Source organism: Paenibacillus sp. RC21, from assembly GCF_044907935.1.
In the GTDB taxonomy this organism is placed as follows: domain Bacteria; phylum Bacillota; class Bacilli; order Paenibacillales; family Paenibacillaceae; genus Paenibacillus; species Paenibacillus terrae_A.
In genome coordinates, this window is sequence record NZ_JBIYCS010000003.1 from 485,228 (window position 1) to 501,814 (window position 16,587).

A 16,587-nucleotide genomic window follows, 5' to 3' on the forward strand; every position below is an offset into this window, starting at 1 on the left:
TTTAAGTGTATATCGTATTCGTTGAATGAATTATTATTGCGTTTTTAAGTCTTCAATAGAATCAATGGGTACGTAGGATGGAACTACGAGTCCGGACATAACGCCGGTCATGCTGGTTCCAATGTCGTCCACCTGATCCTTGTATTTTGCCCAGTAATCCGCATGCGTCAGTGGAAGCCAGGCAGCAGCGGTAGCATCCACACTCCCGCCTGCAACGCCTGTCCACATAGGGCCAATCTCTACCTGAAGGGCAGTCACTTTGTAACCCAAATTTTGCTCCAATACATATTTCAATACATTCGTGCTGGCAATTTCAGAATCCCAGGCAGCGTAGCTCAGCTTCAAAGGATCGCCATGGACAGGCTGCAAGCCCTTAATCCATTCCTGCACCTTATCTGGATGCTTATCGGCCCAGTTTTTGGCGGCCTGCTGTGGGGAGTTACCGTCCTGAATGGCGATCATCACTTCACCCATATCCTCGGCAGTCCACTTGAAGCGGCTCAGAAATTCATAAGCAACAGGTGCATCCTGTTTCAAGCCTTTGCGGGCAATTGTATGGATTTCTTCCTTATCACCATAAGCCTTCTTAGGGTCCTTCAAGTATTTTAAATCATACTTGTTAAACATCCAGTGAGGGGTCCAGCCTGTTACAACGATGGGCTGCTTGGCTTTGATCGCCTTATCCAGTGTAGCTGTCATAGCAGCCCCGGAGCTTTCAAGCAGCTTCCAGTCAGACAAGTTGTATTCCTTCATAGCTTTGGCAGTCAGCTTCATGAGACCGGCACCGGGGTCGGTACCAACAATACGGTATCCGACCTCCTTGCCAAAGTCCCCAGCAGCGGCAGAAGCCGGAGCGGCTCCATTGCCTTGCAAATCAGTAATAGATTTGACATTCATATAAGCTGGCACGACCAAGCCCGTTTTGACACCCGTCATATTAGCGCCCAGATCATCAAGCTTATCCTTGTATTTAGCCCAGTAATCCGCATGTGTCAGTGGCAGCCATGCAGCCGGAGAAGCATCCACATCACCACTGGCGACACCCGTCCACATTGGACCTGCTTCAACTTGCAACGCGGTTACTTTGTAGCCCAATTTGTTTTCCAAAATATATTTCAGCAAATTCGTGCTGGCAATTTCAGAATCCCAAGCCACATAACTGAGCTTGAAGGTGTCACCATTGACAGGTTGCAGTCCTTGGGTCCATTCCTGCACCTTATCGGCATGCTTCTCAGCCCAATCCTTGGCAGCTTGCTCAGGACTGGTTCCGCCTTGAATAGCAACCATCATTTCACCCATATCTTCCGGTGTCCATTTGAACCGTTTCAGAAACTCGTAAGCGATAGGGGCGTCCTGTTGCAGCCCTTTACGGGCAATCGTATGAATACCCTCGGCCTCGCCATAAGATTTTTTAGGGTCTTCCAAATATTTGAGATCATATTTGTTGAACATCCAGTGCGGCGTCCAACCTGTAATAATGATCGGTTTTTTCGCTTTTATGGCTTTGTCCAGTGTTGCAGTCATGGCTGCACCGGAACCTTCTACCAGCTTCCAGTCGGACAAATTGTAGTCTTTTAACGCCTTGGCAGTTGATTTCATAATCCCTGCCCCGGCATCAATTCCAATAATCTTGTAACCGACTTCTTCGCCAACCGGGTTGGCAGCAGCGTTTCCTTTGCCAGATGCAGAAGGATTCGATCCAACAAAATATTGCGATGCGCCAGCGATCAGAATGACAGCCGTAACCGCAGAGGTAATCCATACCTTTTGTTTGGTAGATATGCGACTTTTACCTCTTTTCGCTGGTTTGAACAGGTTCTGCGTGAAACGGTCAAGCACGATAGCCAGAACAACGACAGCCAATCCGGCTTCAAAACCTTTACCAATTTGCAGCTGTGTCACGGCACGGTATACAACGGCACCGATACCTTCCGCACCGATCATGGAAGCAATAACGACCATAGACAGTGAGAGCATAATCGTCTGATTAATACCAGCCATCAAGGTTGGCATAGCCAGTGGAAGCTGTACTTTGAACAGCTTTTGCGCCGAGGTTGAACCGAATGCGTCAGAGGCTTCGACCAATTCACCCGACACTTGCATAATCCCCAAATTCGTCATTCGAATGGTTGGCGGGATTGCGAAAATAACAGATGCGATAACGCCTGGTACAACACCAAGGCTGAAAAAGGTAACCGCAGGGAGCAAGTAGACGAACGCGGGCATCGTCTGCATAAAATCAAGCAAAGGCGTAATAATGCGTGACGCCGTTTTGCTGTATGCACACCAGATCCCGATCGGAATCCCGATGACAATGGATACGAGTGCGGATGTGATGACCAGTCCGAGCGTATTCATCGTTTCGTTCCAATAGCCGAGATTGTCAATTAGCAGGAAGCCGATGACGGTAAACAGCGTAAGCTGAACCCGACCGATCATAAACGCGATAATCCCGATGATCACGATGAACACCAGAGGGTGCGGAAGCATGAACAGGCCGGAGAAAAAGCCTACAACAGCTTCAATAACAGAAGAGATAACATTAAACAATCCAGCCAGATGAATACCCATCCAGTCTACAATGCTTTGAATCCACTCAGCGATTGGCAGTTTCGGAATCAAGGGCATTCACCTCCTTCGTGGTGGTTACATCTCCGCCAAGTGCGCCCAGCAAAGCTCCACGGACGATAACACCCAACAGCTTCTGTTTGTCATCGACCACAGCCAGAGGGACCTTGGACGAGCTTGTAATTTCGAACAAATCATTAATGACCGTTTCCGCAGCAACTTTCGGTCCGTCCGTCATGAGAATATCTTCAATCTTCAAATTATTGCGCAGTGCATGGACAGCATCTTCAGCATTGATAACGCCCAACAGCTTCTTGGTACGGTCAATGACGAACAGATTGGAAATCCCGCGTTCGCGCATCAATTCCAGAGCAACACGTGGACCGCGATCCATTGTGATCGTTTCTGGACGAAGCATAACATGAGCAGCCGTCAATACTTTGGACAGATCCACATCCTCGACGAAGCGGGCTACATAAGAGTTAGCCGGTTGGATCATAATTTCTTCCGGTGTACCGATCTGCACGACCGATCCGTCCCGCATCAATGCAATCCGGTCACCGATCCGTAGCGCTTCATCCAGGTCATGGGTGATAAACACAATCGTTTTCTTCATTTTATCTTGAAGCTCCAGCAGCTCATCCTGCATGTCACGGCGAATGAGGGGGTCCAGTGCGCTGAATGCTTCATCCATCAGAAGCACTTCAGGGTCATTAGCCAACGCCCGTGCCAGACCGACACGTTGCTGCATACCGCCACTCAGTTCATCGGGCATTTTATCGCCCCAGTTTTTAAGACCAACCAGTTCCAGCGCTTGCTGTGCTTTTTCCTGGCGTTTCGTTTTTTCTACCTTTTGTATTTCAAGGCCGTATTCTACATTTTCCAATACAGTCCGATGTGGGAACAGGGCGAATTTTTGAAAAACCATACTAATGGTTTTACGGCGAACTTCGCGGAGTTGTTCTTTGTTCATCTTACGGAGATCCTTGCCGTGGACCAGAATTTCACCGGAGGTAGGCTCAATCAAGCGATTTAGCATTCGCACTAAAGTGGACTTGCCACTGCCCGAAAGACCCATAATAACGAAAATTTCACCTTGCTTAATTTCCATGTTGGCCTTGTTGACACCAACGGTAATTTGTTTTTCTTTGGCCAGCCTTTCCTTGCCCCAGCCTTGCTCCAGGAGCGGAACACCTTGCTCTGCGTGAGGACCAAAGAGTTTGCTGACATTTTTGACTTCCAAAATCGTCATACATACACCTCTTCTTTCTATACTTTGCTTGGTATTAACCCCGTGTTGCATTAAGGATCGAGTATAAAAATCAATATTTTGAACATCCTGAACGGTTAATGACAAAATTAATTGTAACAGAAGCATTGCTTACTTTTCAAACAAAAAAACTGTTCATAAAGTACGTACAGAAAAAACTGTACAAAGTTTCCTGCCATATGCTCCTTCGTTCTTTAGAATGCTCAAACATCCGGAACTTTACAACCGATAGCTCTTTTTTTAAAATAGACAATGAAATATAACCATAAGCAAAAGATTTATGTATATCCATAATTTTAAAAGTTTACTATCATTAGCAATTTTGCGAATTGTGATTTTGAACGACCCATGCTGTTGTAATATAGACAGAAGCTTTGTTTTTGAAACATTTCATTTTTAATTGAAACATTTCATGTGTTGCGTCAAAGCCAATCGATTACGGGTAAAAGTCGTTCATACGATCTTAGGCAAAATGCTCTAAAATTAGGAGGTTGCAAGCATGAGCTTGTACCAGTTAGGTGATGAGCAGCAGGCTTCGCTGCAAAAAATTCGCAAACGTGTCATAGAAGCTATAGGTAAAAATATGGACTTGTATGGGATCACCCTGTCTGCGGGGCATTTGTACGGTTTGCTTTTTTTTGCGGATAAACCGATGACGCTGGACGAAATGGGCCGTGAAATGGAAATGAGCAAAACGAGCATGAGTACCGGTGTCCGAACACTGCTGGATTTGAAAATGGTCAACAAGGTGTGGAGCAAAGGCTCACGCAAGGATTTGTATGAGGTCGAATATGACTGGCATCAAACGTTCACAGACTTCTTTGCAATTAAATGGAGAAAAGCGGTTGAAACGAATTTGCTGGTGCTGCGCAAGGCCATTGAGGAGCTGGACAGATTGCTGGAGCGGGATGGGGAATATGAGGAATTTAAGGCTGTTCTCCAGCAGGATCGTTTGAAAATGAAGCAGGCTGTTGCCTATTACAAGTGGCTGGACCGACTGATTGATTCGATGGAAAGCGAAGAAATATACAAGCTGATTCCGAAGGAAGAGGTTCGTGATTAATCGTTTATCCTCTTTTCTTTCCATAAAAATGCCGGAGCGTAAAAAGCGTTCCCGGCGTTTTTTTGTGTTTGGCTTTGTTAATTTTGGATTAGCTTTGTTCGATTTTGGTTTGGCCCTGTGCAAAGGGTATAATAGAGTTAAAGGAGGCTTCATTATGGAGAGTATTACAGTACATACCCGCCTGGGTCAGCTTCGTGGGGAAACGGTGAATGGATATCGTGTATGGAAAGGCATCCCATATGCACAGCCTCCTGTGGGAGAACTGCGTTTTCACGCGCCTCAGCCTTTGAAGCCTTGGGAAGAGGTACGAGATGCGACGCGCTTTGGGCCGATCTGTCCGCAGCCTATGCCATCTGCTGAGAGTATGACCGGGAATCTGGTGGAACCGCCTGAGCATTCGGAGGACTGCTTGTACCTGAACGTCTGGACGCCTGCTTCGGAGGCACCTGCGAAGGGACGTCCGGTGATGGTGTGGATTCACGGCGGAGCTTTTGTAACAGGATCGGGAATTATTCCATTATATGACGGGGCACGGATGGCGGAGAATGGCGATGTTGTCGTCGTTACGCTCAATTATCGGCTCGGGCCGTTGGGCTTTTTGCACCTGACTCCACGGGGAGACGGACTGACCTCTAATGCGGGGCTGCTGGATCAGATTGCTGCGCTGGAATGGGTCAGGGACCATATTGCCGCATTTGGCGGTAACCCGGACGAGGTGACGGTGTTCGGTGAATCGGCGGGCGCCATGAGCATTGCCGCGTTGTTGGCCATGCCAGCCGCTGAGGGCCTGTTCCGACGTGCTATTTTACAGAGCGGAGCATCGCAGGTGCTGCCGACTTCACAGGCGGAGCAAGTCACGACTGCATATCTCCAGCAGTTGGGGGTGGACACCCTGCATCCGGAACGATTGTTTACGCTACCGACGGAGGCGCTCATGTTTGCCATGGCCAAGACGCATGAAATGATGGGTCCGGGACTGGCAATGCTCTATCAACCCGTTGTGGATGGTGTGACCTTGCCTGACGTACCCCTTTCTGCGATAGCAAAAGGATCAGCGAAGCGGGTATCCGTTATGATCGGGACAAATTTGCAGGAGGGTGCTTACTTTATTCGCAAGGAATCCCATCTGATGAACAAGTCGACGGCGAGTCAGGCATTGGAAATGATGACGGGCATGTCAGATGTTGGCGATTTGACGGAACCTTTCCCTGTTACGATTGAGGGTCAAGCGCAGATGCTGACCGATCTGTTCTTCTGGCGGCCTGCGCTGGCTCTAGCGGTTGCCCAAGCGGTTCATGCCCCGGTGTGGATGTACCGTTTTGACTGGACACTGCCGGGGCATCCTGTATTCGGACAAGCGGTTCACGGCGCGGAAATTGCGTTTGTTTTTGATAATCTGGAGCTGCTAGGCAAGCTTGGATTGGACGTTCATCCGCCTATGAGGACGCTGGCTTACGATATGCAGCAGGCATGGGTTGCTTTTGCACGTGACGGAAAGCCTGTGCTGCCGGAAGGGGAATGGCCGGTATATGACAGGGAATCGCGGGCTACGACCATTTTTCATCAAGGTATCTCGGTGCAGCATGACCCGGAAGGGGAAAGACGCCGCCAGTTGACCGGACAGATGAGTATTTGATCCAAGTATTGAGATATCGTCTAATGCCCTAACATCACAAAAGCCTTCGCCCGTATTTTTGTATACGGGCGAAGGCTTTTTTAGGTTGAACAGGTGCAGATGTATTACAGGAACTAAATCTTGAATCGCTTCACCAGCTCTTGCAAATCCTGCGCCATATTGGACAGCTCCTGAGAGGAAGAAGCGATTTCTTCCATCGCCGCCATTTGCTCCTGAACGGCTGCGGAAGTCGTCTGTGAGCTATCCGCCGAATTGCGGGACAGGCTTGCCAGATGGGTAACAGTAGCCGAAACTTCCTCTGTGCTGGCCGAAATTTGTTCAGCGGCTGCGGATACGCTTTGAATCTGTTCCACAATATGAGATGTGGAGCGCTCAATATTCGTGAAAGCACCTTCTGCATCTTGGCTAATACGCAGTCCCTCGCCCACCTGGTTACGAACATTACCGTTCATCGTAGCTGTGGAGCGCTGGATCAGATCCAGCATCTGTGTAATGATCTGGCTGATGGAATCCGCGCTTTCCTTGGATTGCTCCGACAGCTTGCGAACCTCCACGGCTACCACGGCGAATCCACGCCCGGCTTCGCCTGCTCTGGAGGCTTCAATTGACGCGTTCAGCGACAACAGGTTGGTCTGCTTGGCAATGGCAGCAATTGCGCTATTCATCTGCTTCGCATCGTCAGAGAGCTGTGACAGCTCATCCATCAGGCTGGCGGTTTGGGTCACAGCTTCCAAAATACGGTCCATCTGTGTGCGTACGCTTCCGATCATTTGGCTGCCTTTGGCTACGTCATGCTCAGTCTGTCCTGCTGAATCTACGATGGAGCTTGCCGATTCCGCAATGGTGCTGACACCCTTGGCCATTTCCTCAACGGCATTGGCCGTTTGCTCGGATGCCTCTGCACTGGTGGTCGCATTTTCTGCGGATTCCATAACCGTTTCCGCTACATGCTGCACGGATTCCGTCGTTTGCTCCGTGCTTTCCTTGATCATCAGGGAGGAGGACGCGAGTCGGGACGACGTTTGGTTGACCTCGGAAACCATCGTATGCAGTGCATGTGTCATCTGGTCAAAATTTTGCGCCAGCTCGCTGAATTCATCCTTGCCGGACAGATTGACCCGTGCGGTGAGATTGCCGTCACGGACGCTGCGGGTTCCATTTTGCAGCTTGCCCAGTGGAATCAGGAACGAGCGAATCATCAGGATAATAACAATAGCAGCAGCCAGCACGGATATAGCGATAACGATCAGGCTTTGTTTCAAAATGGGAGCTACCGAATCGCTAAAATCCTCCTGATCTGCCAAGGCGATGATGTTCCATCCCGTGAGAGGATCAACGAGTGTAAATGATTGCATATCTCTGTTCATAAATCGAATTTCTTTCGTTGCAGATGATGATTGGGTTTCCCCTTCATTTAACTTGGTAATAACGGGTAGTCCCTCAATGGAGTCTGCCGGTTTTTTTCCCGTATTCTTAAAGGCAGCTCCAGCACCCGCTACAACTGTACTGTTCGCATCAACCACAAACAGTCCGCCACGATTGCCGATCGTAACATCCTTCAAGCTTTGGCTTAGTCTATCCAGACTCAAGTTCATTGCTATAGCTCCTTGACCATCTGGTAAGTTTCTGGACAACGTGACCACTAAATTACCCGAGGAAGCACTGACTGACGGAGCACTAATGAATGTTTCATCGTTTAACTTCATCGCATTTGAATACCATGTTTTTTCACGGGGATCATAATCCGTTGATTCTTTCTTTGGTGAACGGACATATTCTCCTTTTGTATTACCGAGAAGTACCCCATCCAGCTCGGGATGAGCTTTCAGGATCACATCAAATTTAGCCTGAATTTCTTCTTCCTTGGAGTTCAGGGTATTGGATTGAACCTCAGTAGCTAATACATTTAAATCTTTTATTAAAGGTGATACATATTGATTAATGTTGCTGCGAAATAAAAACAGGTTGAAATCAATCGAGCTACCCATTTGCTGGCGAAGCTGTGTTTCGGCACTCTGATAGGAAAAGTACCCAATCAATATGCTGGGAATCAATAAGACAGCCAAAAAAGCTACAATTAATCTTGTTTTCATTAAATAAAACTGTCTGAGAAACCTGGTCCACCATGGCACTGTTTGTTTTGCTTTATTAGTCATAGTTCTTACTCCTCTGTGTCTGATAATTACTACATTGTTTTATTCGACAGAAACCGATGAATTTTATAGATGTAATCTATGGGAAAAGATAAATAGGTGCTTGTTTTGCACGTTTTTATCTAAAAATAGTTCTAAAGTATCATGTTATATATTAATACTTATACATAAAAAGCCAAATCGGAGATGCAAAAGCATCTTCTCGATTTGGCTTGGGTGAGGGATAAAATGGACATTGAACCTATTAGTTTTTTTGCTGACGAGAAATCATAAAGAGCGTAATCCAGATAAGCATAAAGCCAGTCAATTGCGCTACCGTAACGATCTGCTGGAAAGCGATCCAGTTAATTACAACACCGACCATCGGGAAGCTTAGTTCTGCCATCGTGGCATAAGACGCCTTGGTCGTACTGAGGCCCTTGTAATACAGTAACAGACTGAGAAGACCGGGGAGCAGCGCCTGCAGCAACAGATTGATAATCACGGCTGCGCCCGCCCATGTGCCAGCAGGCATATTCCAAGGTGCATGCTCCACAGAGGTGAGAACGATCAGCAGAGGGAGAGCCACCATGAAGCGCAGGGAGGTCACCGTCTCATATTTCATCGAACGAAGCAAGTAGCTTCCCATCACTGTCGAACCGCCCCACAGGACCGCTGCTCCTAGTGCAAGCAGGCTGCCGACGTGGACGAAATCATTAACATGTCCAAAAGGGAGCGACCAGCCGAAGGTAAGAAGATACGTCCCAAACAGAGCCACGACAATTAATATTCCAAAATTACGCGGCAGCATTTCCTTCAATATAACGCGGGCCAGAATAATAGCGACCAACGGCTGAAGCTTTTGGAGCAGCAGCACAGCGTTAAGATCACCGTTGCTAAGTGCCATCGTGAAAATCACGCTGGCCAGAGCAGAACCGCCCCACGAGACGAACAAGATAGCCAAAATCTGACGAAGCCGTACCGCTTTAAGCTCCTCGCGATGCTTCCACAGCACTGGTGCCAGGGCGATAAAGAGCAGCACATGCTCCATCAGCACAATTTGTGTAGAGGTAAATGATTTGAGCAAAATAATGCGAAACAGTGGGTCCGCGCCCCACAAGGCCGCTCCAATCGCGACTAGCCAAAAACCGCTTTTCATGTGGGAGCTACGATCAAAACCTTTGGATGTTAGTACAGTTGATGATTGACTCATTCTCAATTAGCTCCTTGCGAATACAGGACCGGTGGCATAAAAACCCCCGTCCATGGCGATAGGCCATGCAAGACGGGGGTTGATCAAATAAACTTGCCGCTTTATGCAAGTTAAGAAGTTGCTGCAAAACCAAGAATGCAGCATTCATCCACTTGACGGCATGTTCATGCTTCGATCTTCTTCCATCCGGACTTTACCGTCGGCTTTGGCATCTCACCAAATCAGTCCGTATCTTGTTGCCAGATACAGAGTCGCGGGCTTAGCTCCATGAGCCATACCGCCGGTTGGGAATCACACCCTACCCCGAAGATCCTTATTCCGTTTTTTAATTTCTCCTATTAGGATATACCTGTTTTAGAATGAAGTCCAGTGAAAAATATGTGTACATCGAGCAAGGTTTTTCATATATTTCTTGAAAGCGTTTTACAAAATTACATATTACGAGGTAATATCGTTATACTCGATGCGGCGGATGGCCGCATAAGCTACGAGCATTCCCAGCACGGCAAAGCCGATCTGTACAAGTGCAATGGAGCTAAGCGTAGCGCCGTTATTATTCGAGAAAAGCAAGGCTACGATCAGGATCGAGCTCACAATGGTGGTAGGTATCGAGTATTTTCGCATCCCCATGTACAGCGGAACCAGCCCCATAAAGCTTGCTGCAACCGCATTGATCAGTGTCCGCACTGATTGCTGTCCCAGTATAGTGAGGCTAAGCTTATCCGGTACAATAACGACGAACTGATTTAATAGATGAAGGGCTGCCGTAATGATGATTTCCGATAAAATAATGGACAGGAACGTAAACAGCAACACGACCAAGAGTTTGGCGAACATCAGCTTTTTGCGGTCAATCGGGTACATGAACAAGATGTTAATCGACTTGGACTTAAATTCGCTCACAATAAAGCGGCACAGCAGGACGGAGGCAAAAATAATAAATGTGGCTCTGACCATATAGTCCAGGAGGTCCAAAAGCTCAGCGTACCCTGTAAATTCGGGCACTCCTTCACTTTGGCTGTCCAGCGCAATAATGATGAACAGGCCAAAAATACACGCGTTGGCGATCAACGCCGAACGGATATATCCCGCCAAATGAAACTTTTTCAGCTCCAGTTGCATCAGTTTAAGCATGGAGTTCACCTCCATGTAACAGCCGCACGAAGTAGTCTTCCAGTGTACTGTTTTTTTGGTGGATGGAATCCACCTCTACATCATTTAAAATGAGTGTTTTCGTAATTTGTTTCTGCGGTACACTTGTATCGTAAATGCGTATATTCTGATCATTCAGCACCCGGATATTCGTCAGATTCAGGTGATGGGAGAGGACGTAGGCTGCTTTTTTGCAGTCATTGGTCGTAAATTCGATGTATTCTGTATTGGTTTCCCGCACCTGTTCCATCGACACTTCCTCAATCAGTCGACCGTGATTAATCACACCCACCGTATCGGCAATTTGCTCAATTTCCACTAAAATGTGGCTGGACACAAGGATCGTCATGCCATATTCCTTGCACAGCATGTGGAACAATTGGCGGATTTCCTTGATCCCCACCGGGTCCAATCCATTAATTGGCTCGTCCAGAATCAGCAGCTCCGGCTTGGTCGCAATCGCTCGGGCGATCCCGAGACGCTGCTTCATCCCCAGAGAGAAATCCTTTACCGGCTTGTCATCTGCGTTTCGCAGGTTCACCAGTTCCAGTGCATCCCGAACAGCCTGCTTGTTATAATAGCCCATGTATTCACAATGAAGTTCGAGATTTTGTCGGGCGGTCAGCCTGTCATAAAAAATCGGATATTCAATAATCGAGCCCATCCGGCCGAGCAGGTGGTACGACTTTGGCGTTAATTTTTCACCGAACAATTCAATCTCACCGGAGGTGGGCTTGAGCAGGTTCGTAATCATTTTCATAATCGTCGTCTTCCCCGCCCCATTAGGACCGAGAAAGCCATAAGTTTCCCCCTGGCGCACATTCATGCTGACCCCCGTTACAATTTCGTTGCCCTTCAGGGCTTTGGTCAGTTGATGCGTCCTTAATATGTAAGTCATGGGTGTTCTCCCTTCGTATACTGTTGATAATTTAAGCATAAAGGGTGAAATGTTCATTTTTCTTTCTCGATTCTTACAAATTTATTAAGTTGAGCATTCTGCATAATGCTGAGTTCGATTAATAGTTGATTTTTTTCAATGTAAAAGAGAAGACCGTCCGCTCATAAGGAATGCTGCTCAAATGAATCTCTCCGTTCATCGTCTCAACCAGACGTTTGGCAATCGTAAGACCCAGCCCGCTGCCCTGTATCGCCTTATTTCGGGAATCCTCAAGCGTGTACATACGTTCAAAAACCTTGTCCTGCTCAGGCTCCTGTATGCCTTGCCCCCGATCCCATACCTCTATACGCACCGTGTCCTGCTGTTCCGTTAGAGTCAGTCCCAGTGTCCGACCATCGGCACCGTAGCGAATCGCATTCGAGATCAGATTGTTCAGCACCCGCCCAAACGCTCCTTCGTTCCCCAAGGCATGAATGGGGTGCTCCGGGATATCAATATGCACAGCAAACCCCTGCGCGGTCAGCAGATCATAAAACTCCAAAATGCTGCGTCTGCACAGCTCTCCCACCTCTAGCCGGGTCAACGGAATGTCCGTATCATTAGCCTCCAGCTTCGCCAAGCTAAAAAAGCTTCCGATCAGCTTAATCGCTTCGCTTGTCTTCTGATGAATCCTGGATAGCAGCTTTGCACGTTCTTCCGGCAAAATATGCGGATCGGCATCCAGCATCTCGGCATATCCGAGTACCACCGTCAGCGGGGTCTTGAGGTCATGAGAAATGTTTGAAATCATTTTACGCATGGCGATTTGGCTTCGGTTGTAATCCACAGACACTCTCAAATTCAAGTCCAGCAGACGGTTAATTTCCGTCATGAGCCTTTGCAGCTCGGGATCGCCTGTGACATATAACAGCTTTTCCGCATGATTAACGGTTACAATCCGTTCCAGTGCGTTTCGGATATCCTTTATTTTGCGCTTTTGGGCCACACGCTCCCGCCAGAGCCATACAATAACGACGGACAGGATGAGGACGACGATCCATTCAGAAATGATCTCGATGTTCATATCACCCGTTCTCCCATTTGTAGCCAATGCCCCATAAGGTCTTAATATGAACAGGGTGGGAGGGGTCTTCTTCGATTTTCTCACGCAAGCGGCGAATATGGACGTTAATCACATTTTCGTCACCCATATAATCCTCTTTCCAGATAAACCCGTATAATTGCGCTTTAGTAAATACACGGTTCGGATGGGTGACAAATAGCTTGAGAATATCAGATTCCTTAGCTGTTAACTGAATTTGGATTCCGTTGCGGGTGACCATAAAATGATCAAAATCAATGCGCAGATTTCCGTAGGTCAGGACCTGTGCTTTCGGCTGTTCCTCCTGCTGTTGCTGCCGCGCATAGATAGTGAATCTGCGGATAGCGGACTGAATGCGTGCCGTCATTTCTACCATCGAAAAAGGCTTGGCGATATAATCGTCTGCCCCGAAGCCCAGTCCAAGCGCTTTATCCACGTCGCTGTCCTTGGCTGACATAATCAGAATCGGCACAGCGCTGTGGGTACGGATTCGACGGATGACCTCCATACCATCCACCTTGGGCATCATCAGATCCACCAATACCAGATCGTAGGTGTGACGTTCAAAGGCAAGAAGCCCTTCTTCCCCGTCATAGGCGGTGGTTAATGTGTAGCCTTCTTTACTGAGCGCTTTGAGCAGCATCTCGGCAATGGCTGTATCATCTTCAATGAGTAAAATATGTTGTGACATAGGTGTGGAACACCCCTAATTTTAGATTAAGCTCGTGTGACGAACTGTACCTGAATTATATAGAGCAGTGGAGAGGATTTCCATGAAAATATCCAACGAATTTAAACGGGCGAATATTCTCAACTTAAATGCACTGAAGTAGATTTTTTTTCTCCATCTCCAGCATAAGATGTAATCAAATTACTGGAAATTCACCGCCTTCCTATATTATACTGAAAGAGTTTACAATCCGAAGTTTGGAATACAGTGTTATGATATCCGGGACATGCCTTATACGAAAGTTTGGACATGATCGAAACATGAGCTACGGCACAGGACCGTCATAAAGGAGAGCAACGATGTTTGTCATACGGGGAACACAAAAGCTGCTGAAGGAATGGGATGTCGAACCACTTCAAGTTGATATTTATCCGCCTTTGAATAGTTGGCACGCCAACTTGTTTTTGCTGAATCGGAAAAAAAATATTGTGTTTATGCATGATGCATCCCGCTTGAGTGTTACACTGTTCGGAATCAAAAAGGCGCAGTACAAAAACCTGCCAACTCTTTTTGTCCAAGCCTTGAAGGAACTTATGCTCAGTGAGGGTTTTGATGAGCAAATTGTAGAGGCGTACACACAGGAAGGTGAGCAGATGCTGCCTGCTACAACCAATAATCGCAGTGTCGTCGGGACGCTGAATGAGATTATTTTCGTCATGAAGGAACTGGATATGGAGCATGGGATCGATCTGGAAAAAAACCAGTGGAATAACCGAATTGTCTTCAAATCGATACAATACCAGTATCCTATTGATGCTTTTAAAGAGGCCTTGGAGAAGCATTATAAACAAGAAAATGTTCGAGAGTCTTGAGATCAATTCGGAAATAAGTTCCATTTGTTCCCTCTTATGATATATAATCTAGTATATTATAATCGCTTACATATTAATGATCTGCTGTCCCAAGGCTATGGTCCTGCGACGAAGAAATCCCAAGCTGTCCTGATTTCTAAAGGATTTATTGCTGAAAATTATGCTGCCAACTTTGTCGGTTAGTTTCTGAGCTGGTCGTTAAACAGGACGTGCCAAAAGAGTATCCACCAAAGTCCATCTGGGCGGGGGATGCTCTTTTTTTACAACTCACAGGAAAGCAAAGCTTGCGATGAAATGAATCACAGCGCAAAAAGCGTCACACTTTGGTAAAATAAAACGATACAGTGTTTGACACCATCGGTCAGACTTAAAAACAGGGGGTACATAACGAGCATGAAACGGATTATTGAGGTAGCCAAAGAAGCAGGAATCGCAGAAGAGCATCTGGAGACGTATGGAAAATATAAAGCGAAGCTGAATCCGTCCCTGTGGGAGCAGGTGAAGGACCGTCCGAACGGAAAGCTGGTGCTGGTCACAGCAATGAATCCGACTCCTGCGGGAGAAGGAAAAACGCTAACCACCATTGGACTGTCACAGGCGCTGAATGCGCTGGGGCACAAGACCATAGCTGCGCTGCGGGAGCCGTCACTTGGCCCCTGCTTTGGCATGAAAGGGGGAGCAACCGGGGGAGGAAAAGCCCAGATTGTTCCGGCCGAGGATATTAATCTGCATTTTACGGGCGATATTCACGCGATTTCGGCGGCGCATAATTTGCTGGCAGCGATGATTGACAATCATTTGTTTCATGGCAATGCTTTGCGCTTGAAGCCGGAACGAATCATGTGGAAACGGGCTGTAGATATGAATGACCGGAGTTTGCGAAGTATAGTAACCGGATTGGGAACAGGTAATGGAGCAGTGAGAGAGAGCGGATTTCTGATTACCTCGGCCTCGGAAGTGATGGCGGTATTGTGCTTGAGCGAGAATATCGACGACCTCAAAGTGCGCTTGGGTCGAATGGTCATCGGATATAATGAAGCGGGCGAAACGGTAACGGCGGAGGATTTGCAAGCAGTGGAAGGTATGGCTGTGCTGCTTCGGGATGCGTTAAAGCCGAATCTGGTGCAAACGCTGGAGGGAACACCAGTCATTGTGCATGGTGGTCCTTTTGCCAATATTGCGCACGGATGCAGCAGTCTGATCGGTACGAAGCTGGCATTGAAGCTAGGGGAGGTTGTCGTGACGGAGGCCGGATTCGGGGCTGAGCTGGGGGCAGAAAAGTTTTTTGATATCAAATGCCGTCAGTCCGGTTTGCAGCCGGATGCGGCTGTGTTGGTCGTAACCGCCAAAGCGCTGAAATATAACGGCGGTGTAGCTAAAAATGAGCTGGACGAGGAAAATCTGGCGCAATTACAGCTTGGATTAGCCAATATGAATCGGCATGTACGGAATTTGCAAAAATTCGGCGTGCCTGTACTGGTAGCTGTCAACCATTTTGTAACAGATAGCGAAGCCGAATTGGAACTGATTTTCGCGGAGTGTGGCAAGCTGGGTGTACCCGCAGAGCTATCGCAGGTGTGGGCACATGGAAGCCGAGGGGGAGAAAAGCTGGCCCAAAGTCTGCTACATCTGCTCCAAGAGGACAAGGCTCATTTTGCACCCTTGTATGATAGTGCGCTTGATCTGCAAGCGAAAATCAGGTTCATTGCGCAGGAGCTTTATGGCGCGACAGAGGTAGCGTATACTCCAGCGGCTAAACGGGCGTTGTCCGGTATGGAGCAGCTTGGCTTTGGACAACTGCCTGTATGCATGGCCAAAACGCCGTATTCTTTTTCAGATCAGCCGTCTCTGCTAGGCGCACCGGAGGGCTTTACGATCCACGTGTCCAGAGTGTCATTGTCCGCAGGAGCAGGCTTTGTGGTCGTGGAAACGGGCAACACCATGACCATGCCCGGTCTGCCTAAAACCCTGGCAGCCGAGCATATGTCGCTGGAGCCGGATGGGAGCATTCAGGGCTTGATGTAGTATTTTT

The 16,587-nt window shown here is 47.8% G+C and carries 13 protein-coding genes and 1 riboswitch; of the genes, 5 read left to right on the forward strand and 8 right to left on the reverse strand.

Annotation, left to right across the window (positions count from 1 at the left end; translation table 11 throughout):
- Positions 1–33 precede the first annotated feature (33 nt).
- Positions 34–2,622, reverse strand: a complete 2,589-nt coding sequence (locus ABIA61_RS11985; RefSeq protein ID WP_404519861.1) for a glycine betaine ABC transporter substrate-binding protein — start codon at positions 2,620–2,622, stop codon at positions 34–36.
- A complete protein-coding gene (locus tag ABIA61_RS11990; protein WP_404580780.1) occupies positions 2,597–3,820 on the reverse strand; it encodes a quaternary amine ABC transporter ATP-binding protein in 1,224 nt (407 codons plus the stop codon). Before ABIA61_RS11990 ends, ABIA61_RS11985 begins: the two co-directional genes overlap by 26 nt.
- Before the next feature lie 517 nt (positions 3,821–4,337).
- Here ABIA61_RS11990 and ABIA61_RS11995 point away from each other — a divergent pair.
- Together ABIA61_RS11995 and ABIA61_RS12000 are read left to right on the forward strand one after the other, a co-directional pair.
- Positions 4,338–4,901, forward strand: a complete 564-nt coding sequence (locus ABIA61_RS11995; RefSeq protein ID WP_134910742.1) for a GbsR/MarR family transcriptional regulator — start codon at positions 4,338–4,340, stop codon at positions 4,899–4,901.
- A gap of 154 nt (positions 4,902–5,055) precedes the next feature.
- Positions 5,056–6,537, forward strand: coding sequence for a carboxylesterase/lipase family protein (locus ABIA61_RS12000; protein ID WP_404580781.1), 1,482 nt, complete (start codon positions 5,056–5,058; stop codon positions 6,535–6,537).
- A 113-nt stretch (positions 6,538–6,650) separates the two neighbouring features.
- On the opposite strand, the gene ABIA61_RS12005 is transcribed toward ABIA61_RS12000, so the two are convergent.
- The 6 genes from ABIA61_RS12005 to ABIA61_RS12030 all read right to left on the reverse strand — a co-directional run bounded on the left by ABIA61_RS12005 (position 6,651) and on the right by ABIA61_RS12030 (position 13,704).
- On the reverse strand, positions 6,651–8,693 hold the full coding sequence (locus ABIA61_RS12005; protein WP_283655041.1) for a methyl-accepting chemotaxis protein: 2,043 nt from the start codon (positions 8,691–8,693) through the stop codon (positions 6,651–6,653).
- Positions 8,694–8,934: 241 nt separating this feature from the next.
- Positions 8,935–9,882 (reverse strand): DMT family transporter, encoded by a 948-nt coding sequence (locus ABIA61_RS12010; protein ID WP_283655042.1) that lies wholly within the window; start codon positions 9,880–9,882, stop codon positions 8,935–8,937.
- Positions 9,883–10,052: 170 nt separating this feature from the next.
- A riboswitch (FMN riboswitch) is annotated at positions 10,053–10,197 on the reverse strand.
- A gap of 123 nt (positions 10,198–10,320) precedes the next feature.
- Entirely contained in the window at positions 10,321–11,016 is a 696-nt protein-coding gene (locus ABIA61_RS12015; protein ID WP_404519865.1) for an ABC transporter permease, read from the reverse strand.
- Positions 11,009–11,932: an ABC transporter ATP-binding protein gene (locus tag ABIA61_RS12020; protein ID WP_283655044.1), complete on the reverse strand. Its 924-nt coding sequence runs from the start codon at positions 11,930–11,932 to the stop codon at positions 11,009–11,011. The genes ABIA61_RS12015 and ABIA61_RS12020 overlap by 8 nt, the downstream gene beginning before the upstream one ends.
- Positions 11,933–12,050: 118 nt before the next feature.
- Complete coding sequence (locus ABIA61_RS12025) at positions 12,051–12,995, reverse strand: sensor histidine kinase (RefSeq protein WP_283655045.1); 945 nt, start codon at positions 12,993–12,995, stop codon at positions 12,051–12,053.
- A 1-nt stretch (position 12,996) separates the two neighbouring features.
- Entirely contained in the window at positions 12,997–13,704 is a 708-nt protein-coding gene (locus tag ABIA61_RS12030; RefSeq protein ID WP_283655046.1) for a response regulator transcription factor, read from the reverse strand.
- Positions 13,705–14,042: 338 nt separating this feature from the next.
- Here ABIA61_RS12030 and ABIA61_RS12035 point away from each other — a divergent pair, with 338 nt between their 5' ends.
- The 3 genes from ABIA61_RS12035 (at position 14,043) to ABIA61_RS12045 (ending at position 16,580) form a co-directional block, all read left to right on the forward strand.
- Complete coding sequence (locus ABIA61_RS12035; protein WP_283655047.1) at positions 14,043–14,555, forward strand: DUF6933 domain-containing protein; 513 nt, start codon at positions 14,043–14,045, stop codon at positions 14,553–14,555.
- Positions 14,556–14,591: 36 nt separating this feature from the next.
- Positions 14,592–14,738, forward strand: a complete 147-nt coding sequence (locus ABIA61_RS12040; protein WP_404580782.1) for a hypothetical protein — start codon at positions 14,592–14,594, stop codon at positions 14,736–14,738.
- Positions 14,739–14,948: 210 nt separating this feature from the next.
- Positions 14,949–16,580 (forward strand): formate--tetrahydrofolate ligase, encoded by a 1,632-nt coding sequence (locus ABIA61_RS12045; RefSeq protein WP_404580783.1) that lies wholly within the window; start codon positions 14,949–14,951, stop codon positions 16,578–16,580.
- The last annotated feature ends 7 nt before the right edge of the window (positions 16,581–16,587 follow it).

Coding starts and splice junctions, on each gene's coding strand:
- ABIA61_RS11990 (WP_404580780.1), bottom strand. CDS start 3,820: ATGACGATTTTGGAAGTCAAAAATGTCAGCAAACTCTTTGGTCCTCAC.
- ABIA61_RS11995 (WP_134910742.1), top strand. CDS start 4,338: ATGAGCTTGTACCAGTTAGGTGATGAGCAGCAGGCTTCGCTGCAAAAA.
- ABIA61_RS12000 (WP_404580781.1), top strand. CDS start 5,056: ATGGAGAGTATTACAGTACATACCCGCCTGGGTCAGCTTCGTGGGGAA.
- ABIA61_RS12005 (WP_283655041.1), bottom strand. CDS start 8,693: ATGACTAATAAAGCAAAACAAACAGTGCCATGGTGGACCAGGTTTCTC.
- ABIA61_RS12010 (WP_283655042.1), bottom strand. CDS start 9,882: ATGAGTCAATCATCAACTGTACTAACATCCAAAGGTTTTGATCGTAGC.
- ABIA61_RS12015 (WP_404519865.1), bottom strand. CDS start 11,016: ATGCTTAAACTGATGCAACTGGAGCTGAAAAAGTTTCATTTGGCGGGA.
- ABIA61_RS12020 (WP_283655044.1), bottom strand. CDS start 11,932: ATGACTTACATATTAAGGACGCATCAACTGACCAAAGCCCTGAAGGGC.
- ABIA61_RS12025 (WP_283655045.1), bottom strand. CDS start 12,995: ATGAACATCGAGATCATTTCTGAATGGATCGTCGTCCTCATCCTGTCC.
- ABIA61_RS12030 (WP_283655046.1), bottom strand. CDS start 13,704: ATGTCACAACATATTTTACTCATTGAAGATGATACAGCCATTGCCGAG.
- ABIA61_RS12035 (WP_283655047.1), top strand. CDS start 14,043: ATGTTTGTCATACGGGGAACACAAAAGCTGCTGAAGGAATGGGATGTC.
- ABIA61_RS12040 (WP_404580782.1), top strand. CDS start 14,592: ATGATATATAATCTAGTATATTATAATCGCTTACATATTAATGATCTG.
- ABIA61_RS12045 (WP_404580783.1), top strand. CDS start 14,949: ATGAAACGGATTATTGAGGTAGCCAAAGAAGCAGGAATCGCAGAAGAG.